Here is a 21,383-nt window from a genome sequence, read left to right as displayed (position 1 = left end):
AAAATATGATAAAATAAACTGACTAGAAAAAACGAAGGAGAAATCATGTCTCAACTCTATGATATTACCATTGTTGGTGGCGGTCCTGTCGGCCTCTTTGCTGCCTTTTACGCCCACCTCCGCCAAGCCAAAGTCCAAATCATCGACTCCCTTCCCCAGCTCGGTGGTCAGCCTGCCATCCTTTATCCTGAGAAGCAAATCCTTGACGTGCCAGGTTTTCCAAACTTAACTGGAGAGGAGCTTACCAATCGCTTGATTGAGCAGCTAAACGGCTTTGAAACACCTGTTCACCTCAACGAAACCGTTCTTGAGATTGAAAAACAAGATGAAGGATTTACCATCACCACCAACAAAGGAAGCCACCTGACTAAAACAGTCATCATTGCCATGGGGGGTGGCGCCTTTAAACCGCGTCCGCTCGAATTAGATGGCGTCGAAAACTATGAAAATATCCACTACCACGTTGCCAACATCCAGCAATACGCTGGTAAGAAAGTGACCATCCTTGGTGGTGGGGACTCAGCAGTGGACTGGGCTCTGGCTTTTGAAAAGATTGCCCCAACCACTCTCGTTCACCGCAGAGATAATTTCCGCGCCTTGGAACATAGTGTGCAAGCCCTACAAGAATCATCTGTGACCATCAAGACACCGTTCGTTCCTAGCCAACTTATCGGAGATGGAAAAACACTCGATAAACTAGAAATCACAAAAGTTAAATCAGATGAAACTGAAACTATCGAAGTAGACCATCTCTTTGTCAACTATGGTTTCAAATCATCTGTCGGCAATCTTAAAAATTGGGGTCTAGACCTCAACCGTCACAAGATTATCGTCAACAGCAAGCAAGAATCCAGTCAAGCAGGTATCTACGCCATCGGGGACTGCTGTTACTATGAAGGTAAGATTGATTTGATCGCTACAGGACTAGGTGAAGCTCCAACAGCTGTTAACAATGCCATTAACTACATTGACCCAGAACAAAAAGTTCAACCCAAACACTCGACCAGTTTATAAGAAAAGAACCACGGATCAACTGATTCGTGGTTTTATAATGGATTTATATTATTTGCAACGTGTAAATCCCCTAGAAATATTATAAAGGCTACTTTGATTGTAGAAAAAGAGACTGAATTAAGACAAAAGCCCCAACATTGAATTGGGACTAAAGATTATAGGCGGACGGATTTCAACCGTCGTCTTGATAATAGCACATGCTTCAATAGCTAGGTACTACTAAATTTAGTGTACCCTCGCTAAATCCATCACTTTCCAACGGTGCTATACCATGTTTTCACTCGTAAACTACTACCCTACTTATTTAGTCTTATTGTACCAAGAATTAAAAGTTTTTACAACTATTTTCATATCTCTAGAATTCAAAGTATGAGCACACCCTTCTTTTTATCAAATTTGTATCCGTAAGCACATATAGAAGTTAGAAATTCGCTTATCTTATGTTCTCTCTTCATAACTCATCCGCAATCTTGTTTATTTTTCTAAGTCTGTGGTTGACACCACTTTTGGTCAGGGGATTACTCAGGCTATCTGCCAACTGCTGGATAGAATAGTCTGGATGCTGAATCCGCAACCGTGCCACCTCTTGCAAATCCACGGGTAAATTTTCCAAACCCATTCTATCTTTGATTTTACTGATATTATTGATGGTCTTCATACTAGCAGAGACCGTCCGAGCGATATTGGCTGTTTCAGCGTTATTAGCCCGATTGAGATCGTTACGAGTTTCACGCAAAATCTTGACGCGCTCAAAATTATCACGCGCCTGCATAGCGCCAATCACGATCAAGAAATCCATGATGTCTTCTGCACGCTGGAGATAGGTAACTGCACCTTTCTTTCGCTCAATGACCTTGGCATCCAGTAAAAATTGCTGGAGGAGAGAGGCCAGTCCTTGGGCATGGTCCAGATAAACGGAACTAATCTCCAACTGGTATTTGCCAGACTCAGGATCTCGGATGCTACCATTTGCCAGAAAGGCCCCACATAGGTAGGCACGTCCAGCTTCCTCATCTGCTAAAATATCAGGATCGATGCCTGTCTCCAAACCAAAGAAAGAATCCGCAAGCCGCAAATCAGCTAAAAGCTCCTGCACCCTCTCATCGGTATAGACCGTGTAGACACGATTCTTACGAAGATTGCTTCTCTGATGGTGTCGAATTTCTGACTTGATCTCATAAAAATGGAGAAAGGACTCATAGAGATGCCGAGCCAACTTTGCATTTTCGGTCACGACGGACAAGGTCAGGCCTGAAGTCGAGAGACCGATACTGCCAGACATCTTGATGATGGCAGACAATTCATGACGACTGAGATGATGTTGACCAAGAATTTCCTCTTTTACTGCAACTGTAAAACTCATTTTCTCACCTGTATGATGCGCATCAATTCATCTACAATCAAATCGCCATCGTGGAAGGCACCTCCATTTTCCAAACGAAGGAAGTTGGATGAAATCACACGAGGAACCTGCTTGCAAAGACCAGCAAAGTCATGCTCTACCTGAACCAAATATTCATCAAAACGGTTGGTATTCATGTATTCTCTAGGAACCTTTTCGATATTGACCAAGACCGTATCAATAAAAGGCCGACCTAAGTGTCGATGGAGGACTTCCACGTGGTCACTGTCTGAAAAGTGCTCTGTTTCCCCACGCTGGGTCATGATATTGCAGACATAGGCGATCTCTGCCTTAGTCTCCAAGAGAGCCTGTCCAATCTCCTCGATGACAATATTCGGCAAAATCGATGTAAAGAGGGAACCAGGCCCCAAGACGATCATGTCACTCTCGAGAATGGTATTGACTACTCGACGGCTGGCTTGCGGTGTTTCATCATCCAAGGTATTGGTCACATAGACATGGTCGATCATGCCTGGATGATCTGCAATGTGGCTCTCACCTGCCACCTCAGAACCGTCTTTAAAGACTGCATGCAGTGTCAAAGGATGATCGCTTGAGGGGTAGATCTTTCCTGTTGTATGAAAGAACTTACTGAGTAATTGCATAGCATTGTAGGTAGATCCTTGCATTTCAGAGAGCCCTGCTATGATGATATTCCCCAGTGGATGGCCCGCAAAAGCACCAGCCTCTTCTGAAAAGCGGTACTGAAAAACCTTCTCATAAAACTTAGGCATATCCGACATGGCCACCAAAACATTCCGAAGATCACCTGGTGGTGTCAGTTGTTGGATATTCTTTCTTAGTTCACCAGAAGATCCACCATCATCAGCTACCGTTACGATGGCCGCAATATCAACATCCTTTTCTCGCAAGCTTTTCAAAATGACGGGGATACCAGTTCCTCCACCAATCACCGTTATCTTTGGTTTTCTCATGAACGGTTTACCGTTTCCTTTCTTCTGTCTTTGTCACGATGGCTTTCATTGACAGGCCAGTTGTTGGATAAATCCTCAGCTATGCGCTTAGCAAAGGCAACACTACGGTGTTGTCCACCCGTACATCCTACTGCAATGGTCAAGACGGACTTGCCTTCTTTTTTGTAACTTGGCAAAATAGGTTCAATCAAAGCGAGTAAGTGCTGATAGAAACTTTCAGACTCTTCATGATTCATCACATAGTCATAAACTGCTTGATCCTCACCTGTCTGATTACGGAGTTCTGGTAGGTAATAGGGATTTGGCAAGAAACGGACATCAAACACCAAATCCGCATCAATAGGGATACCATACTTAAATCCAAAAGACATGACCTCGATACGGAAAGACTGGGCTTGTTCTTGGTCCGAAAATTGCTCAGTAATGGTTTTACGAAGTTCACGCGGAGTGAGTTCTGTCGTATCCACCACATTTTGACTCATATTTTTCAAAGGTGCCAAGAGTTCACGTTCCAGCTTGATGCCATCTAAAATCCGACCATCCGCTGCTAGAGGGTGACTCCGTCTGGTTTCTTTATAGCGAGCAACTAATTCCTTATCTGCTGCGTCCAAAAAGAGAATTTTGAAATCCAAATCATCCTGGTTTTCCAATTCATCCAAAACAGCCTGAATCTCAGAAAAGAAAGAACGGCTACGCATGTCTACAACCAAGGCCAGTTTGTGGTCATCATCTTTAGTTTCGACCAACTGTAAAAACTTTGGCAAGAGGGCTGGTGGCAGATTGTCAATCGTGAAATACCCCAAATCCTCGAAGGATTGAATGGCTACGGTTTTTCCTGCGCCACTCATCCCTGTCACAATCACTAGGTGAAGTTGTTTTTTTGTCATCTATCTCTCCTTATATCAAAAGAAGTTTGGCAAAACCAAACTTCAACTAGCTTATCCAATCTCTGCGATGACTTCAATTTCGACTTTCACATCGCGAGGAAGACGAGCTACTTCCACAGCTGAACGAGCTGGGAATTCCTCTTTGAAGGCCGTTTGGTAAACCTCGTTAAAAGGAACAAAGTCGTTCATATCGCTCAAGAAGCAAGTTGTTTTGACAACGTGGTCAAAATCTGTTCCTGCTTCAGCCAAAATAGCACCGATGTTTTTCAAGACTTGTTCTGTCTGTTCTTGAATCGTTTCTCCAACGATTTCCCCAGTTTCAGGAGATAGGGGAACTTGACCGCTAGCAAACAAAAGATTGCCAACTATTTTTCCTTGAACATAAGGTCCGATAGCCTTTGGAGCCTTATCTGTATGAATTGTTTTTATCATTTCTTTCCCTCACAATTTTTCTAATATTGCATCCCAAGCCTGATCCATCCCTGCCTTGCTGACAGATGAAAAGAGGATGAAGTCGTCACTTGGATCAAAGTTTAATTTCTTTTTGATTGCTGATTCGTGCTTGTTCCATTTACCACGAGGAATCTTATCTGCCTTGGTCGCAACGATGATGACCGGAATTTCATAATACTTGAGAAATTCGTACATCTGCACATCATCTGCTGATGGGTCATGGCGGAGGTCGACCAGACTGACCACTGCACGGAGATTTTCACGAGTTGTGAGGTACTCCTCAATCATGCGCCCCCACTTTTCACGTTCCTTTTTGGAAACGCGGGCATAGCCATAACCTGGTACATCCACAAAGCGCATCTTGTCGTCGATGTTAAAGAAGTTGAGAAGCTGGGTTTTCCCAGGTTTCCCTGACGTACGAGCCAGATTCTTTCGATTGAGCATGGTGTTGATAAAGCTGGACTTCCCAACATTTGAACGCCCTGCAAGGGCAATCTCTGGTAGTTCATCCTGCGGATAGTGGGACTTGTTTGCAGCACTGAGCAAGATTTCAGCATTATGTGTATTGATTTCCATAATCACCTCTAGGCTGTTTCTAGGATTGGTTTATCCGTTCCATCGACAGCTTCTTTCGTGATGCGGACCAATTTCACATTTTCTTGACTTGGTACTTCAAACATGACATCTAGCATGGTTTCTTCGATGATAGAGCGAAGACCACGCGCACCAGTTTTGCGTTCGATAGCCTTATTGGCGATTTCCTGAAGGGCTTCATCGTCAAATTCCAACTCAACGTCATCATAAGAAAGCAAGGTTTGGTATTGTTTGACCAAGGCATTTCTTGGCTCTTTCAGGATGCGAACCAAGTCATCGACCGTCAATTGCTCAAGAGCAGCAAAGACAGGCAAGCGTCCAATCAACTCAGGGATAATACCGAATTTTTGAATGTCTTCAGCGATGATTTCTTGCATGTAGGAGCTGTTTTCGTCAATCGCTTTATTATTTTGGCCGAAACCGATAACTTTTTCACCTAAACGTTGTTTAACGATTTCTTCGATGCCATCAAAAGCACCACCCACGATGAAGAGGATGTTTTTAGTATCCACCTGAATCATCTCTTGTTGCGGATGTTTGCGTCCACCTTGAGGCGGTACGCTAGCAACGGTTCCCTCGATAATCTTAAGAAGGGCTTGTTGCACTCCTTCACCAGAAACGTCACGTGTGATAGACACATTCTCGCTCTTCTTGGCAATTTTGTCAATTTCATCTACGTAGATAATCCCACGTTCTGCACGTTCGATGTTAAAGTCAGCAGCCTGCAAGAGTTTGAGGAGAATATTTTCCACGTCCTCACCCACATACCCAGCCTCAGTAAGAGCTGTCGCATCTGCAATGGCAAAAGGCACGTTCAAGCTCTTAGCCAAAGTCTGGGCCAAGAAAGTTTTCCCAGAACCAGTTGGGCCAATCATCAAGATGTTTGACTTCTGCAAATCCACATCTTCTGACTCTTCACGCGTATCGTGGAAATTGATACGTTTGTAGTGGTTGTAAACTGCTACTGCCAAGGCACGTTTGGCACGATCTTGACCGATCACATAATGGTTCAAGATATTGAGGAGCTCGATTGGTTTTGGCACTTCAGACAAGTCTGCCAAGACTTCCTCGGCCAACTCCTCCCGAATGATTTCCTGGGCCAACTCCACACATTCATTACAGATAAAGGCGTTGTTCCCAGCGATTATTTTCTTTACTTCTTCTTGGCTTTTGCCACAAAATGAGCAATAAACCATCATATCATTTTTCCTATTTGTAGGCATGATTTCCTTCCATTCTATATTTTCATTCTATCTAAAATAAGGTCATATAAAAAGCGTGTACACTATTTACCAGATTGGTAAAGGCATTCAACCAGAGTAAGGCAGATAGTCCATAGCGCTTCTTACGAAAAGCCTGTGCTCCAGTCAAGATACAGATTACACACAAAAAAGCTGTAAAAAATCCAAATATACTGCGCTCCATTAGACTTCCTTTCTTTCTCGGTATTCTATGGTAAAATCATAGTCGTTTTTCTCATCTCGGGTGTAAGATTTGCTTGCGACTGTCTCAAAACGAGACAAGTCAAACTCTTCAGGGAAATAGGTATCTCCCTCCACCTGAGCATGAATCTGCGTCACGATGATTTCATCTAAATAAGGCTCAAAAGCCTGAAAAATCTGTTTCCCGCCAATGATATAGAGATTTTTTTCCTGACTCTGATACCACGCTAAAACAGACTCCACATCTTGAAGCACTAGCGCACCATCCACGACTTCTTCGCTATTGCGCGTTAAAATCAAGGTTTGCCGTTTTGGAAGCAGACGACGCCCCATTCCATCAAAAGTCACTCGTCCCATCAAGATGGCGTGGTTCAAAGTTGTTTCCTTAAAATGTTGCAACTCAGCTGGCAAATGCCAAGGGAGACGATCTTCCTTCCCAATCACACCTTTTTCATCCTGGGCCCAAATGGCTATGATTTTCTTTGTCATGCTTCCGTCCTTTTTATTGATATTACTATTTTATCAAAATTCTCCCAAAAAGACTGTTTTGAAACGCGCGCAAAAGAGAGAAAAGGAGCAGGCATCATCTAGCCTGCTCCTCTCGTCCCTAGGACATATATTTTTTTGCTTCTGATTCGATTTTTTCGACCACTTCTTGGATACTTAGTCCAGTTGTGTCAAGGTAAACTGCATCCTCAGCCTGTTTGAGAGGTGAGGTTTCACGATGACTATCCTTGTAGTCACGCGCAGCAATCTCTTCTTTCAAAGTTTCCAAGTCAGTCTCAATCCCTTTGGCAATATTTTCCTTGTAGCGACGCTCTGCTCTTTCTTCAACAGAGGCTACTAGGAAGATCTTGAGTTCAGCTTGTGGTAATACAACTGTCCCGATATCACGCCCATCCATGACAATACCACCTTGCTGAGCAATCTCTTGCTGGAGCGAAACCAGTTTCTCACGCACCTCAGGAATGGCAGCAATGCTTGAAACCTTGTTGGTCACTTCATTTTCACGGATCGGATGAGTAATATCAACATCCCCTACAAAAACAAGTTGCTCACCTGTTTCTGAGCGACCAAAACTAATAGGGTGTTGGTTAAGAAGCTCAAGAAGTTGGTCTACATTTCCTGCATCCAACTGGTGCTTGAGCGCTATATAAGTCGCAGCACGGTACATAGCGCCCGTATCGAGATAAGTGTAACCAAAATCCTTAGCAATAATCTTTGCGACCGTACTCTTACCACTGGAAGCAGGACCATCAATAGCAATTTGAATTGTCTTCATTTCCGACTCCTATCTAGTCTTGATGACATCACCAGGGTTGGCAAACCAAGTTCCTGATGACATATGAGAAGGATTCAGAGCTTCTAGCTGGGCAATGGAAATCCCTGCACGTTGAGCAAGAGCGGCTTCACCCTCTCCTGGCTGAACAGTAAGTGTTCCTTCCCCATCTGTGTGCTCTTCAGAACTACTTTCTGAAGGAGTTGATTCTTTCGTTTCTTGAACTTTACTAGTAGAGGAAGAAGACTCTTCCACTTTAGAGGTTGACGATGGAGCTGAAGAATCATAAAAATCCTTCAAGGCTGCCGTGCGGTTACTTCCTCCAGTAGAAAGGTAAATCAATACGACAACCATCGCTACAACGATTACAAAGAAGAGGCTAGCTAGAACGGTCAAGACACGATTGGCAACAACGCCTTTTCCCTTTTGTTTACGGCGACGACGCTCTGTTCTTGATTCTTCCTCATTGTTTTCATAAATATCTTCTTGCCATGGTTCTTTTTCCATACCTTACTCCTTGTATTTTTTAAACTTTCTTATTACAATATAAATATGAAACTTACACTTATACCTGAACGATGCATCGCCTGTGGGCTTTGCCAAACCTATTCTGAACTCTTTGATTACCACGATAATGGAATCGTTCGATTTTACGATGATCCAGTTGAATTGCAAAGAGAAATCGCTGAGACCAGCGATGTTCTGGAGGCCATCAAAAATTGTCCTACACGTGCACTTCTAAAAGATCCGTCATAGTTTAAAAGGGAGATTGATATTGTAGATTCTTTTTATCACTTTAACCCCTTCATCTATTAGTTTAGCATATTTCTAGGTAAAATTATAGTCTTTTTCGGTTATTTTTCCTTCAAAATAGAAAGATCACTTTTTTCTTTAATGAGATAGAGTGGTCTTTTTTTGGTCTCTAGATAAATCTTACTGATATACTTGCCTAGAATCCCAATGGTCAGAAGTTGAATCCCTCCAAGAAAGAGAATCACAGCCATCAGAGAGGTCCAGCCAGATGTCGGATTCCCCAATATAAGGGTTCGAAACACTACAAAAACAGTCATCATAAAAGAAATAAAACAAGATAGGAGTCCCGCTACAAAGGCTATACTCAAGGGAAAATCTGAAAAGTTGAGAATCCCTTCAATCGAGTAGAAAAAGAGTTGCCTAAAACTCCAACTGGTTTTGCCAGCCTGTCTTTCGACATTTGGATAGTCAAGATAGTGCGTTTTAAAGCCCACCCAAGCAAAGAGGCCCTTAGAAAAACGATTGGACTCGGTTAAGGCTAAAATAGCATCCACCACAGACCTTCTCATCATCCGAAAATCACGGACACCCGAGGGCAGAGCTACGGGGCTGATTTTTTGCATGAGGCGGTAAAAGAGATCGGCACAAAAGCTGCGAATGAAGGGTTCTCCCTCCCGACTGGTCCTCCGTGTCCCAACACAGTCTAAGTCTGCATTCTGGTCTAGTAAGGCTTTCATTTCGAGCAACATACTAGGAGGATCCTGGAGGTCTGCATCCATCACGACCACCAAGTCTCCAGTTGCATGCTGCAAACCTGCGTATAAAGCCGCCTCTTTCCCAAAATTTCGTGAGAATGAGACATAACGTACCGCAGGATTTTGCACCCGATAGGACTTCAAAAGCTCCAAGGTCCCATCGCTTGAGCCATCGTCCACAAAGACATACTCAATCTCTGCTCCCAATTCTGGAAGCAAATCTTCAACAGACTGATAAAAAAGAGGAAGTACTTCCTCTTCATTTAAACAAGGGACAATGATCGAAATCATCATCTTAGTCTTCAAATCCATTTGGATGCTTGCTTTGCCAGCGCCATGCATCTTCACACATTTGGGTGATGTCGAGTTCAGCTTCCCAACCGAGTTCTGCTTTGGCTTTTGCAGGGTCTGAGTAGCAGGCAGCGATATCACCAGGGCGACGGTCTACGATACGGTAAGGAATGGGACGTCCTACCGCTTTTTCCATGTTTTGGATAATTTCAAGAACAGAGTAACCTTTACCTGTCCCAAGATTATAAATGTTAAGACCTGACCCTTTTTGGAGTTTTTTCAAAGCTGCAACGTGACCTTTGGCTAGGTCTACAACGTGGATATAGTCACGAACACCTGTTCCGTCCTCAGTTTCATAGTCATCACCGAAAACTTGTACTTGTTCTAGTTTGCCCACTGCCACTTGTGAAACATAAGGCAAGAGATTGTTTGGAATGCCATTAGGATTTTCTCCCAAGTCTCCACTCTCATGCGCTCCGATTGGATTAAAGTAACGAAGCAAGACCACATTCCATTCTGAGTCTGCTTTGTAGATATCTGTCAAAATTTCCTCTAACATGAGCTTAGTACGACCGTATGGATTGGTCACTGAAAGTGGGAAATCTTCTAAGATCGGAACTGTATGAGGATCTCCGTAAACTGTCGCAGAAGAACTGAAGATGATGTTCTTACAGTTGTTTTCTTCCATGGCTTTCAAAAGGCTGACAGTTCCAGCGATATTGTTGTCATAGTAGGCAAGAGGGATACGTGTTGATTCACCAACAGCCTTCAAACCAGCAAAGTGAATCACACCAGTCGGCTCTTCCTGCTTGAAAATATCTCTTAGGGTATCTGTGTCACGGATATCTGCTTCATAGAAAGGAATCTCAACTCCTGTAATTCTCTCAACAACTTCTAAACTCTTACAATTGCTGTTGACAAGATTATCGACCACAACGACTTGATGACCTGCTTGGATCAACTCAATAACAGTGTGGGTTCCGATAAATCCGGCACCGCCAGTTACCAAAATCTTTTCTTGCATCTTTTTTTCCTCGATTCTCGAATTATTTTTTCTTATTTTACCATTTTTGATAGGGAATGTCATTCGCCATCCTAGAGGGGAGGCTAAAATTTCAGTAAAATTTTTATTCGCTTTTTACTCGTTTGACATAGTTTGCAATTGGATAGTTTACTGGGTCCAAGGTCAACTCCTTGTCTTGGATTAGTTGAGCTAGGTGGTAACCAATGATAGGACCAGTTGTGAGACCTGATGACCCTAGTCCACTAGCCGCATAGACACCTGCTAAACCTGGGACTTGCCCAAAAAATGGTGAAAAATCACTGGTATAGGCACGGATTCCTACTCGCTCACCTCTTATAGTAGCTTCAGCTAAGGCTGGGTAGTGAGGCAAGGCTGCTTCCTCCATTTGTTGGAGCAAGCTTTCATCCACTGTCAAGTCAAATCCCATGTCATTTTCATGAGTAGCTCCTAGGGACAATTTCCCGCCTGCAAAAGGAATTAAATCCCACTCTCCTTCTGGCATGACAACAGGGTAAGATTCTAGGTCTTGAGAAATCTGATAGTCTCGGAGTTGTCCCTTTTGGGGACGAACATCTACCTCATAACCTAAAGGTTCCAAAATATCCCCCAACCAAGCTCCCGTAGCCAAAATAACCTGATCAAACACATTTTCGCCAATCTGGTAACCTGATGATAAAGGTGTCAGACTCACTTTTTCTTTGACCAGCTTGACCTGACTGGCTTCTAGTAGACGATTCACTAAGAGTTGACCATCTACTCGCGCTCCACCAGAAGCATAAAGCAGGCGATCAAATCCCTGCAAATCAGGGAATAATTCATTTGCAGACGCTTGGTCCAGAATAGCTAACTGGCCTATCAAGGGAGATTCTTCCCTGCGCTGAAGGGCTAGTTCATAGAGCTCTTCCAACTTGGATTCATCCTTTTTCAGGAGAAAGACTCCCGAACGCTGGTAAAAGTCAATTTCCTTACCAGACTTTTCTAAACCAGCCAACAAATCCACATAAAAGTCAGCCCCCAAGCGCGCCATCTTGTACCAGGCTTTATTGCGGCGTTTGGAAAACCAAGGACTGATAATTCCTGCTGCTGCCTTGGTAGCCTGACCCTGTCCATGGTCAAAAACGGTCAGCTCTAGGTCACTTTCTTTCGAGAGGTAGTAGGCAGCTGTTGCACCCACAATCCCTGCTCCAATAATGGCAACTTTTTTCATTGTCTTCACCTTCTAACTAGATATGGTGGAAAGGATTAGTCGATGCCTGACTAGGCAAGATATCAATAGTCCAGCCCTTTTCTGCCTTCCATTGAGTAAGGAGTTCAGCGATTCTTTCTACAAAAAGGATTTCGATATAATGTCCTGGATCCAATGCCAACAAGCCATCAGACAACATATCCTGGGCAGTGTGGTAGTAGATGTCACCAGTTATATAAACATCTGCTCCCTTTGTTAAAGCATCCTTATAGAATGACTGTCCACTACCACCACAGATGGCCACTCTTGAAATTTCCTTCTTCAAATCACTTTCTTGATAATGCACCATTCGAAGGCTATCTAGGCCAAAGACTTGCTTGACATGACTGGCAAATTCTCCAAAGGTCTGAGGCTGAATATTCCCAATCCGCCCAATCCCACGTTCAGGGCCCGTCTCCTGCAGATAAGTCGTCTCCTCGATTCCTAACATCTGGCAGAACCAGTCATTGAGGCCATTCTCGACAATGTCGATATTAGTATGACTGACATAAACGGCAATGTCATGTTTGATGAGGTCGATGTAAATCTGATTTTGCGGACGGCTGGCGACCAAGTCCTTTATCGGACGAAAGATCGGCGCGTGCTTGACGATAATCAAGTCTACATCCTTTTTAATGGCCTCTGCCACCGTCTCTTCGCGAATATCAAGGGCAACCATGACTCTTTGGATATCCTTGTCTAGAGTACCGATTTGCAGACCACGGCTGTCTCCCTCCATAGAAAATTCCTGAGGGCAAAAAGCTTCATAAGCTTGTATTACTTCACTTGCTAACATGGAGCACCTCCTTGATGGCTTGAATCTTATCTGCCAGAATCTGACGTTCCTCCAGATTCTTTTCTGGGATTTGGCCAAGAGCAAATTCTAGCTTAGCTGCTTCTTTTTGCCATTTTTGGATAAAGACTGGACTGACTTCTTTGGACAAGAAGGGACCAAAGCGGACATCACTGGCTGATAGCTTCATTTGTCCCGCTTCCACAACTAGAATTTCATAAAACTTCCCAGCTTCTTCTAGAATGCTTTCTGCTACAATCTGAAAACCGTGGTCTTGCAACCAGATACGCAAGTCGTCTTCACGATTATTTGGCTGGAGAATCAAACGCTCTACATTAGCTAGCTTGTCCAACCCTTCCTCCAAGATCGTAGCAATCAAACGACCACCCATGCCAGCAATGGTGATAACCGATACTTGGTCTGCCTCTTCAAAAGCTGCCAAACCATTGGCTAAACGAACTTGGATTTTCTCCTTTAGGCCGTGAGCTTCAACATTCTTGACCGCAGACTGGTAGGGGCCATCCACCACCTCACCTGCAATGGCACTTTTGATTCGTCCTCTTTCAACCAAGTCGATTGGCAGATAAGCATGGTCACTCCCCACATCTAGTAAAATGGCCCCCCGTGGCACAAAGGACGCCACCAATTCTAATCTCTTTGAAATCATCTTCTCTCACTTTCCAAAACTCTATTACCTTTTATTATACCATATTTCGGCTAGCAATCTTGCACCTAAAAAGACCGCAATCCACAGATTGCAGTCTTTCTTTATTTTTTCGCTTGGTAACGACTTGTCAAGATGAAAATCACCGTAAAGACCAACATCATGGCCCCATAAACAGGGAATGTTTGTACTGTAAGTGTCGAAATTTCAAGCAGTTTCTGGATTCTTGGGAAAAGAGCTGTAGCCAGGAAGCCTCCTACTGACCAAACAATCAAGAGGACACGCCAGAGGGTAAATGGCATGCAGGCTTTAAATACGGATAAGAAACCGATAGACCCAAGGAGATAATAGAGGAGAGTTGAGATTTCTAACTCAGACCAACCTTGACTCGCTCCAAATATTTTCACAAAGAGAACGCTGAACACAACCATAAGTGCACTTGGTAGGGCACGAAGCATGGATCTTCTGAGGAAGTTTGGCTCAACAGGTTTGATATTTCGCTCAAAAGTTAGAACAAATGGTGGGAAACCTTCCACGAACTGGTCAATCATGGTAATCTGGATCGGAATGAAAGGGAAAATCAAGATCCATTCAGACCGTCCCAGAAGAACACTGGTGATACAGATAACTGCTAACAGGAAGGAATAGATGGTTTTAATCAAGAAAATCGGTGCGATATGGGCGATGTTATTGACCACACGCCGGCCTTCAAAGAGAATCTCAGGAACATCATTAAAGTCTGAGTTCAAGAGAACCAAATTGGCAATCTGACGTGTTGCCGGATCTCCCTCAGCCATCACGATGGAACAGTCTGCTTCACGAAGAGCCAGAATATCATTGACACCGTCCCCTGTCATAGCTGTTGTATGACCCGCTTTTTTCAGGGTTTGGATAATGAGTTTCTTTTGATGAGGGGAAACACGTCCGAAAATAGCTGTTGTCTCAGCCATATCAATCAATTCCTCATCCGTGATTTTTGAGCAATCTACATAGCTGTGATAGTCTACAAAGCCAGCCTTCTGGGCAATGCTGGAGACGGTCACAGAATTGTCACCAGAGATAATCTTAAGTCCCACTTCTTGAGAACGGAGATAGTCTAGGGTCTCAGCGGCTCCTTCTCGAATGGGATCCAAGATCTCCAGCAAGGCCAAAGCTTGAATATCAGATGGTTTCTGTGGTTTGTGATGATTTAGTTTTTCCTGACTGAGAGCCAAGACCAAGACACGAGAACCTCGCTCCAAGGCCTCTCTGGCTTCTGGGACTTCATTGTCCAACAACATCTCAGGTGCCCCTAAGAAAACCGTCCCCAGACCCTCTAACTCCATAGCTCCCCACTTACGGTCGCTTGAGAAAGGAAGATTGGAAAGCATCGGATAGGCTACTTGTCCTTGGAAACGCTGGCGAATCGCTTGGGCTGTCGGATTTTTATCCTCACTATGGGCCATATAGCTGGTCAGGATGCTGGCAATAGTTTCTTCACCATAAACTTCCGTCAGTGGAAGAACCGCCTCCACCTGCATCTTTCCTTGGGTGATGGTGCCCGTTTTGTCCAGACAGAGCATATCCACGCGCGCCAAGGTCTCAACAGAGTACATCTCCTGTACCAAAACCTTTTTCAGACCCAGCTTAATCACCGCAGTCAAGAGCGAGGTGATGGTCAAAAGGGCGATTCCCTTGGGCAACATACCCAAAAGAGCTGTCGACGAATTTACAACGGATGACTTGAGGGGCAAGCCTTTTAACATCAAGGCTTCTAGGAGGAGAGCCAGACCAAATGGAATGACAATCTTCCCAGTAAAACCTGCTAGCTTGTCCAGCGATTTCATGATACGGGAGTTGATGGGTTTCACAGTCTTAGCTTCCAGCATGAGCTTAGCAGCATAGTTGTCTGCCCCAACATGGTAAACTTGAGCCAAAACTGACCCACTGGCTAAGAAACTTCCAGACAAAAGCAAGGCGTCCACTTCCTTTTGCACCAAATCACTCTCACCAGTCAACATGGCTTCATTGACTTCTGCGAAACCTTCTAAAACCCGCGCATCACTAGGAATCTGCTCCCCAGCAGACAAACGAATGACATCTCCTAGAACCAATTCTTCCGGATTAAGAGCGACTTCTTGGCCATCACGGATGGTTTTGACCTTTTCCTTGGTCATAAGATTGAGCTTGTCCACCATGTGTTTGGCCCGTAGCTCGGTCACAATCCCAGAAAAAGCGTTAAAGCAAATAACCGCAAAAAAGACCAGATTGCTCCAAGCCTGTACAAATGCTAGCGCCAAAGCAATGGCAAAGTTCAAAGCGTTAAAAAGGGTAAAGACATTTCGTTTGATGATTTGCCAAGTACTGGTACTGGCTGATGCGGTAAAGTCATTGACCAAACCTTGAGCCTGTCTTTCCTTGACTTCTCTTTGGGTTAATCCCATTATCTTATTTTTATCCATAAATTCTATCATATCATTTTTTTTAAAAGAATTCTAATCCCATCTAAAACTGTTGGCTGATAACTGAAAAAGTTTGCCAGTAGTCTTTTGATAAGGTATAATAATAAAAGCAATACAATCGAAGGAGATCTCATGTTTTATACTTATTTGCGTGGACTAGTCATGCTGATCTTGTGGTCCATCAATGGCAATGCCCACTATCACAATACTGATAAAATCCCTAGTCAAGATGAAAACTATATCCTCGTCGCACCTCATCGTACCTGGTGGGATCCAGTATACATGGCTTTTGCGACCAAGCCAAAACAGTTCATCTTTATGGCCAAAAAAGAGCTTTTTAACAACCGTATCTTTGGCTGGTGGATCCGTATGTGTGGCGCCTTTCCTATCGACCGGGAAAATCCTAGTGCCTCTGCCATCAAATACCCTATCAATGTCCTCAAAAAAAGCGACCGCTCTCTCATCATGTTTCCAAGTGGGAGCCGTCACTCAAACGATGTCAAGGGGGGAGTTGCCTTGATTGCTAAAATGGCTAAGGTCCGTATCATGCCTGTCACCTACACAGGCCCTATGACCTTGAAAGGCTTGGTCAGCCGTGAACGTGTCGATATGAACTTTGGAAATCCTATCGATATCTCAGACATCAAGAAAATGAATGATGAAGGGATTGAAATGGTTGCAGACCGTATCCAAGCAGAATTCCAACGTTTGGACGAAGAAACCAAGCAATGGCACAATGATAAAAAACCAAATCCACTCTGGTGGTTTGTCCGCATCCCTGCCCTCTTCCTTGCTGTGATTGTTGGTATCCTAACGATTATCTTTACCTTCATCGCAAGCTTTATCTGGAATCCAGATAAGAAGAGAGAGTCTCTTGGTTAAAAAATACAATTATCCCTTGGCTTTTGCCAAGGGATAATTCTTTTATTTGATTTCCCATTTCTTTGCCAACCAGTTAGAAAAAGACACAAATCGCTCAGCTACTTGCTCATGATGCCCATAAGGATCAAAGACAAACTGACCAGTCGGATAGCGTTGCTGAAGACTGGTATGGATCTGCTCAGCATAGGCTGGTGCTTGAGCTAAGCGATTGGTATGATGGGCTCCTTCTGTTTGACCATTCTGTAAATACAGCAAACAGTCCAAATTTTTCACCTTTTCATCTCTGCAATAAGTCGTAAAATCAGGATACCAAAAGGAACCGCAGATAGAGAAGATACAGGAGACCTTGTCAAAATGGAAAAGACTGTATACAGCCGCCAAACCACCTAGTGAGTAACCCCCATAAACAAGGCGATTTTTGTCCAGGCGATAAAGCGACTGCAACTTGTCTAAAAGACCTCCAAATAAATGACCATGATAGGCATTTGCCTGACCACCAAAATCTGGAGCCCCCTCTCTCAGAGCCGATGCCTTCCAGGGAGTGTAGTCGTCTAGGCGATTTTTAGAGATCAAGCCCACTAAAATCACAGATTCTGAAAGGGATGATAGGAAATCCAAGTTTCCATCATTCAAGAGAATAACTGGATAGGTTTGATTGGGATCATAGGTCGAAGGAAGGCTGACCTTGACTTGGATCCCTTCCCAATCAAACTCATTATTTATTGATAAAGTCATTGATTTTCTCAAGGGAATCAATCACTGCTGGACCATAGTCCATCAACTCATCGTAAGAAATGGTCATGATTTTTTGATTCTTAATTGCAGGAACGTTTTCCAAAACTTCATTTGCCTTCATCAACTCTACTGCGTTGGCATCCAATTTTTTATTGCGGTCGCTGGTTACATAGATAATCAATTCAGGATCCATTGACACGAGATTTTCCAAGGTCAAGCCTGATGTTCCCGTTGCAACGTTGGTATAACCAAGTTGATTTAGCAAGCTTTCTTGCAAAGCAGACTTGTAGGCACCAAAGGTTTCGTCGTTATAAGCAACCATAATCAAGGCCTTTTTCTTTTCACCTTGACTTGCTGGATTAGCTTTTTTAACAGCCTCAATTTTAGCTTGTAATTGCGCCGCGTATTCATTAGCTTTGTCCTGAACATTAAAAATCATTCCAAGATTTTTGACATCTTCTACAATATTCCCTAAATCTTGCTGAATCGTTGAGAGAGAGGCTTTTTGCGTATAGACTGGGATTTTATTTTCATTCCAAGTGCTAACTGTCCCCAAGGATTTTTCAGAAAACATCATGTTTCGACCCATCACCGCATCTGGTTCATAAGAAAGGACTGTCTCTTGAGAGACTGTTTTTTTATCACCAATTTGAGGAATCGTCGCGATCGCGTCCTTGTATTTGTCCGTCACAGCATTGTCAGGGTTGAGCATGCCAGCAATTTTATCCTTCAAGGCTAGCTCCAATAAGATTTCAGTAGTTGAAAGATTATTGGTGATAACTTTTTCAGGTGCCTTGTCAAAGACTTGTTCGACTTCATTTCCCTTAGCATCATATGTCTTGACCGTGAGTGGATAAGTCGTCTCTGTGCTAGCCTTTTGACTTGTTTCTGTGCTAGACTGTGTGGTAGCTTTTTCTGTAGTAGTGTTACCACAAGCTGCCATGGTTAGGGTAGCTACTGTTACGAGTAAAATGCTTAGTGTTTTTTTCATCTTGTTTTCCTTTTCTTTCTTATAAATAGTGAATCATAGCTTGCTGATCCTCGGTCCAAGTAACCTGACTTTGAACGCCATACACAGTTTGCAATGACTCAGAGGTGATGGTCTCTTGCGGAGTCCCCTGATAAAGGATTTCCCCCTCTTTCATCAGATAGAGATAATCCGAATAGCGACAAGCAAGTTGAATATCATGTAAGACAGCTAGTACATTGACCTTGAGATTCTTCACAATGGCCAACAAGTCTAACTGGTACTTGATATCCAGGTGATTGGTAGGTTCATCCAAGAGCAAGAGAGTCGGTTCTTGCGCCAAGGCGCGTGCTAATAAGACTCGCTGTTTCTCCCCACCTGAAAGAGACGAATAGAGACGAGTTTTCTTCTCAAGCATATCCACCTTGACGAGAGCATCTTGAACGAGGGCATAATCCCTTTCTTTTTCTTTCTGTAAAAAAGAGAGGTGAGGCGTTCTTCCCAGCAAGACGATTTCCTCAACTGTACAATCAAACTGCAATTGATTAAACTGGGTGACGACCGCCATTTGCTTAGCTGTTTCTTTGAGTGACCAATGCTCCAGCGGCTTTCCATCTAGGCTTATCAAGCCTTTGTCCGCCTTTTCCTGACGATAGAGGAGTTTAAGCAGGCTGGTTTTTCCACTTCCATTTGGCCCTAGTATCGTATGAAATTGATGCCCCTCAACCTTAAGAGAAACTCCTTTTAAGATTTTTTTCTCTCCTAGTCCAAAATGGATATCCTGACAAATCAAGTCCATATCAGACCCTCACCTCCCTTCGCCTACCTCCAACAATGTAGATAAAGAAGGGAGCACCTACTAAGGCTGTGAAAATACCAATAGGCAGCTCTGCATTTGGAATGGTGATACGGGAGAGTACATCTGCCCAGACCACAAAGAGGGCACCAAGTATGGTCGCAACAGGAAAAAGTCTCCTGTAATTCGTTCCTACTAAGCCTCGAGCTAAGTGAGGAGTAATCAGACCAACAAATCCAATAATCCCACAAGTAGCCACCAAGACAGCTGTCAGCACAGCCACCATTGTCACATAAAGATACCAATAAAAGCGTAAGGGAATCCCCAAAGTTAAAGCAGCCTCATCTCCCATCATCATTGCATTGAAAACGCGATACTGAGTAGCGAAAAATAGAAAGGCCATTCCTACTACCATAGTTGGCAGGACTAAGTCAGACCAGGTAGTCCCTGCAAGCGAGCCCATGGTCCAAAACTTAATGGTCATCACACTATCCGCATTAGCGCCAACAGAGATAATAAAGTTGGAAAAAGCCAGAAAGAGAGCGTTGACAACCGTTCCTGATAAGATCAGACTGGAAGTCGTCATCCTTCCCTGCATAGAGGCAATGATAAGGACAGCGATTGTTGCCAAAATAGCTCCAAGAAAAGCTCCAAGGCTAATCATCACTTTCAAACCAAGAATGATGCTCAAGGTTGCACCCAGAGTTGCACCCGCAGAGATGCCTAAGACATAGGGCTCAGCGATGGGGTTGTTCACTGTGGACTGCATCACGCTGCCACACATGGAAAGACCAGCCCCTACTATCAGACCCAGCAACACTCGGGGGAATCTCATGTTCCATACAATGGCAAGAGTGGACTTGGAAACCTCTCCTATCTCAAGAGGAAACCCCAACCTGCTCAAAATAATCCGATAGGTATCGCCTAGATCAATCGCAACGGATCCCATAGAAACAGCTAGAAAGAGCGAAATCCCTAAAACAGCTAGCAAAACACCTAAAAGTAACACGAATTGCAGGTCCCGTCGGCTTCCAGAAAATTTGGAAAGCATGCAAACCTCCTTTGATAGAATCTTAAAAATTTAGAAAATTCTCATAAAAAGTATACCATATTTTCATTAAATGAACAAGGATGGAAATATATATAGAAAAAGCCCTCTGAGATCAGAGGGCTGATTTGAGCTCGGGCTAAAACGTTTATAGACTAGGCGACAAGCCGAAGATTGTACGAAAATTTTAGCGAAATAAAAAATCTCCCCGAAGGGAGAAAATCTGGTTTATTTTACCTTACAGTGCTAGGAACCGTAACCGAAGATTATACTTGAGTATATCGAGGTAAGGTGACAAAAGTAAAAAAGCTACCCAATTTAGAGTAGCTTCATTATCAAGATATGCTCAATTGAACACGGCCTAAGCACTTGGCAAAAACAAAAAGCCCTCTGAAGTCAGAGAGCTGATTTGAGCTCGGGCTAAAATCCTAGTGAAAAAGATGAAACTCCTTGTGTTCATCGAACACTGTGTCCTTTCCCTATTTTCATACGGATTTTTAACGCCCTTAGCATCATGATTCTTGCTGGATAAAACGTTTATAGACTAGGCGACAAGCCGAAGATTGTACTGATGGTACATCGAGGCGAAGGCAACGAAGTATAGAAACGTTTTAGACGCAAGATTAACGACGAAGTCCTAGAGAGTTGATTAACTCACGGTAACGGTTAACGTCGTTTTTACGCAAGTATGCAAGCAAGTTACGACGGCGACCGATTTTCTTCATCAATCCACGGTAAGTAGCGTGGTCTTTTTTGTGTTGTTTGATGTGTTCGTTAAGGTGGTTGATTTCCCAAGTAAGGACAGCAACTTGAACCTCTACTGAACCTGTATCACCTTCGTGACGTGCATATTGTGCGATGATTTCATTTTTTTTCTCTTTTGAGATTGCCATGATGTTTCTCCTTTTTGTTTGGCTTCATCCGAGTGACAGGTTGGCATGCCTGTAACCAAGAAGAAGTTATTTGTCTTTACGACAGTTCTTATTCTACCAAGAAGCAAAGA

General features: G+C 43.5%; 23 protein-coding genes. 3 read left to right on the top strand and 20 right to left on the bottom strand.

The window, feature by feature from the left end; all coding sequences use genetic code 11:
* Nucleotides 1-45: 45 nt before the first annotated feature.
* Nucleotides 46-1,014, top strand: coding sequence for an NAD(P)/FAD-dependent oxidoreductase (locus EJF26_RS00855; protein WP_000081028.1), 969 nt, complete (start codon nucleotides 46-48; stop codon nucleotides 1,012-1,014).
* A 451-nt stretch (nucleotides 1,015-1,465) separates the two neighbouring features.
* Here EJF26_RS00855 and whiA read toward each other — a convergent pair whose 3' ends face one another.
* The 9 genes from whiA to EJF26_RS00805 all read right to left on the bottom strand — a co-directional run bounded on the left by whiA (nucleotide 1,466) and on the right by EJF26_RS00805 (nucleotide 8,513).
* Nucleotides 1,466-2,377, bottom strand: a complete 912-nt coding sequence (gene whiA, locus EJF26_RS00850) for a DNA-binding protein WhiA (protein WP_000011290.1) — start codon at nucleotides 2,375-2,377, stop codon at nucleotides 1,466-1,468.
* Nucleotides 2,374-3,351, bottom strand: a complete 978-nt coding sequence (locus tag EJF26_RS00845; protein WP_001231057.1) for a YvcK family protein — start codon at nucleotides 3,349-3,351, stop codon at nucleotides 2,374-2,376. The genes whiA and EJF26_RS00845 overlap by 4 nt, the downstream gene beginning before the upstream one ends.
* Nucleotides 3,348-4,238 (bottom strand): RNase adapter RapZ, encoded by an 891-nt coding sequence (gene rapZ / locus EJF26_RS00840; RefSeq protein WP_000163027.1) that lies wholly within the window; start codon nucleotides 4,236-4,238, stop codon nucleotides 3,348-3,350. Before rapZ ends, EJF26_RS00845 begins: the two co-directional genes overlap by 4 nt.
* Before the next feature lie 51 nt (nucleotides 4,239-4,289).
* Complete coding sequence (locus EJF26_RS00835) at nucleotides 4,290-4,670, bottom strand: RidA family protein (RefSeq protein WP_000598015.1); 381 nt, start codon at nucleotides 4,668-4,670, stop codon at nucleotides 4,290-4,292.
* 9 nt (nucleotides 4,671-4,679) lie between these two features.
* Nucleotides 4,680-5,267, bottom strand: a complete 588-nt coding sequence (yihA, locus tag EJF26_RS00830) for a ribosome biogenesis GTP-binding protein YihA/YsxC (RefSeq protein ID WP_000405203.1) — start codon at nucleotides 5,265-5,267, stop codon at nucleotides 4,680-4,682.
* A gap of 8 nt (nucleotides 5,268-5,275) precedes the next feature.
* Nucleotides 5,276-6,508: an ATP-dependent Clp protease ATP-binding subunit ClpX gene (clpX, locus tag EJF26_RS00825; protein WP_004240351.1), complete on the bottom strand. Its 1,233-nt coding sequence runs from the start codon at nucleotides 6,506-6,508 to the stop codon at nucleotides 5,276-5,278.
* A 201-nt stretch (nucleotides 6,509-6,709) separates the two neighbouring features.
* Nucleotides 6,710-7,216, bottom strand: coding sequence for a dihydrofolate reductase (locus EJF26_RS00815; RefSeq protein WP_000162311.1), 507 nt, complete (start codon nucleotides 7,214-7,216; stop codon nucleotides 6,710-6,712).
* 118 nt (nucleotides 7,217-7,334) lie between these two features.
* Nucleotides 7,335-8,009, bottom strand: a complete 675-nt coding sequence (gene cmk / locus EJF26_RS00810; protein ID WP_000849393.1) for a (d)CMP kinase — start codon at nucleotides 8,007-8,009, stop codon at nucleotides 7,335-7,337.
* Between the two features lie 9 nt (nucleotides 8,010-8,018).
* On the bottom strand, nucleotides 8,019-8,513 hold the full coding sequence (locus EJF26_RS00805) for an SAG1386/EF1546 family surface-associated protein (RefSeq protein ID WP_000410184.1): 495 nt from the start codon (nucleotides 8,511-8,513) through the stop codon (nucleotides 8,019-8,021).
* Nucleotides 8,514-8,558: 45 nt separating this feature from the next.
* Here EJF26_RS00805 and EJF26_RS00800 point away from each other — a divergent pair, with 45 nt between their 5' ends.
* Complete coding sequence (locus EJF26_RS00800) at nucleotides 8,559-8,762, top strand: ferredoxin (RefSeq protein WP_004246691.1); 204 nt, start codon at nucleotides 8,559-8,561, stop codon at nucleotides 8,760-8,762.
* A gap of 98 nt (nucleotides 8,763-8,860) precedes the next feature.
* Here the strand turns inward: EJF26_RS00800 and EJF26_RS00795 are convergent, their stop codons facing one another.
* The 6 genes from EJF26_RS00795 to EJF26_RS00765 form a co-directional block, all read right to left on the bottom strand.
* Nucleotides 8,861-9,808, bottom strand: a complete 948-nt coding sequence (locus EJF26_RS00795) for a glycosyltransferase family 2 protein (RefSeq protein WP_004246373.1) — start codon at nucleotides 9,806-9,808, stop codon at nucleotides 8,861-8,863.
* A gap of 1 nt (nucleotide 9,809) precedes the next feature.
* A complete protein-coding gene (gene galE, locus EJF26_RS00790) occupies nucleotides 9,810-10,829 on the bottom strand; it encodes a UDP-glucose 4-epimerase GalE (RefSeq protein ID WP_001156515.1) in 1,020 nt (339 codons plus the stop codon).
* 103 nt (nucleotides 10,830-10,932) lie between these two features.
* Nucleotides 10,933-12,036, bottom strand: a complete 1,104-nt coding sequence (locus EJF26_RS00780) for an NAD(P)/FAD-dependent oxidoreductase (RefSeq protein WP_000754628.1) — start codon at nucleotides 12,034-12,036, stop codon at nucleotides 10,933-10,935.
* Between the two features lie 16 nt (nucleotides 12,037-12,052).
* Nucleotides 12,053-12,850, bottom strand: coding sequence for a Nif3-like dinuclear metal center hexameric protein (locus EJF26_RS00775; protein ID WP_000881164.1), 798 nt, complete (start codon nucleotides 12,848-12,850; stop codon nucleotides 12,053-12,055).
* Entirely contained in the window at nucleotides 12,837-13,514 is a 678-nt protein-coding gene (locus EJF26_RS00770; protein ID WP_000624083.1) for a tRNA (adenine(22)-N(1))-methyltransferase, read from the bottom strand. The genes EJF26_RS00775 and EJF26_RS00770 overlap by 14 nt, the downstream gene beginning before the upstream one ends.
* A 101-nt stretch (nucleotides 13,515-13,615) precedes the next feature.
* A complete protein-coding gene (locus EJF26_RS00765; protein WP_025168940.1) occupies nucleotides 13,616-15,952 on the bottom strand; it encodes a cation-translocating P-type ATPase in 2,337 nt (778 codons plus the stop codon).
* Between the two features lie 132 nt (nucleotides 15,953-16,084).
* Between EJF26_RS00765 and EJF26_RS00760 the strand changes: the two genes are divergently transcribed.
* A complete protein-coding gene (locus tag EJF26_RS00760) occupies nucleotides 16,085-16,834 on the top strand; it encodes a lysophospholipid acyltransferase family protein (RefSeq protein ID WP_000500173.1) in 750 nt (249 codons plus the stop codon).
* A gap of 42 nt (nucleotides 16,835-16,876) precedes the next feature.
* Here the strand turns inward: EJF26_RS00760 and EJF26_RS00755 are convergent, their stop codons facing one another.
* The 5 genes from EJF26_RS00755 to rpsO all read right to left on the bottom strand — a co-directional run bounded on the left by EJF26_RS00755 (nucleotide 16,877) and on the right by rpsO (nucleotide 21,273).
* Nucleotides 16,877-17,569, bottom strand: a complete 693-nt coding sequence (locus EJF26_RS00755) for an alpha/beta hydrolase-fold protein (RefSeq protein ID WP_000175785.1) — start codon at nucleotides 17,567-17,569, stop codon at nucleotides 16,877-16,879.
* Nucleotides 17,550-18,560, bottom strand: coding sequence for an ABC transporter substrate-binding protein (locus EJF26_RS00750; RefSeq protein ID WP_000753254.1), 1,011 nt, complete (start codon nucleotides 18,558-18,560; stop codon nucleotides 17,550-17,552). The genes EJF26_RS00755 and EJF26_RS00750 overlap by 20 nt, the downstream gene beginning before the upstream one ends.
* Before the next feature lie 19 nt (nucleotides 18,561-18,579).
* Complete coding sequence (locus tag EJF26_RS00745; protein ID WP_000363106.1) at nucleotides 18,580-19,335, bottom strand: ABC transporter ATP-binding protein; 756 nt, start codon at nucleotides 19,333-19,335, stop codon at nucleotides 18,580-18,582.
* A 1-nt stretch (nucleotide 19,336) separates the two neighbouring features.
* A complete protein-coding gene (locus tag EJF26_RS00740) occupies nucleotides 19,337-20,383 on the bottom strand; it encodes a FecCD family ABC transporter permease (RefSeq protein WP_000949330.1) in 1,047 nt (348 codons plus the stop codon).
* A 620-nt stretch (nucleotides 20,384-21,003) separates the two neighbouring features.
* Nucleotides 21,004-21,273 (bottom strand): 30S ribosomal protein S15, encoded by a 270-nt coding sequence (rpsO, locus tag EJF26_RS00735; protein WP_001018251.1) that lies wholly within the window; start codon nucleotides 21,271-21,273, stop codon nucleotides 21,004-21,006.
* Nucleotides 21,274-21,383: the final 110 nt, after the last annotated feature.

This window comes from Streptococcus oralis subsp. dentisani, assembly GCF_007475365.1.
GTDB classification, from domain to species: Bacteria; Bacillota; Bacilli; order Lactobacillales; family Streptococcaceae; genus Streptococcus; species Streptococcus mitis_AX.
This window is presented reverse-complemented; position numbering and strand designations above follow the sequence as displayed.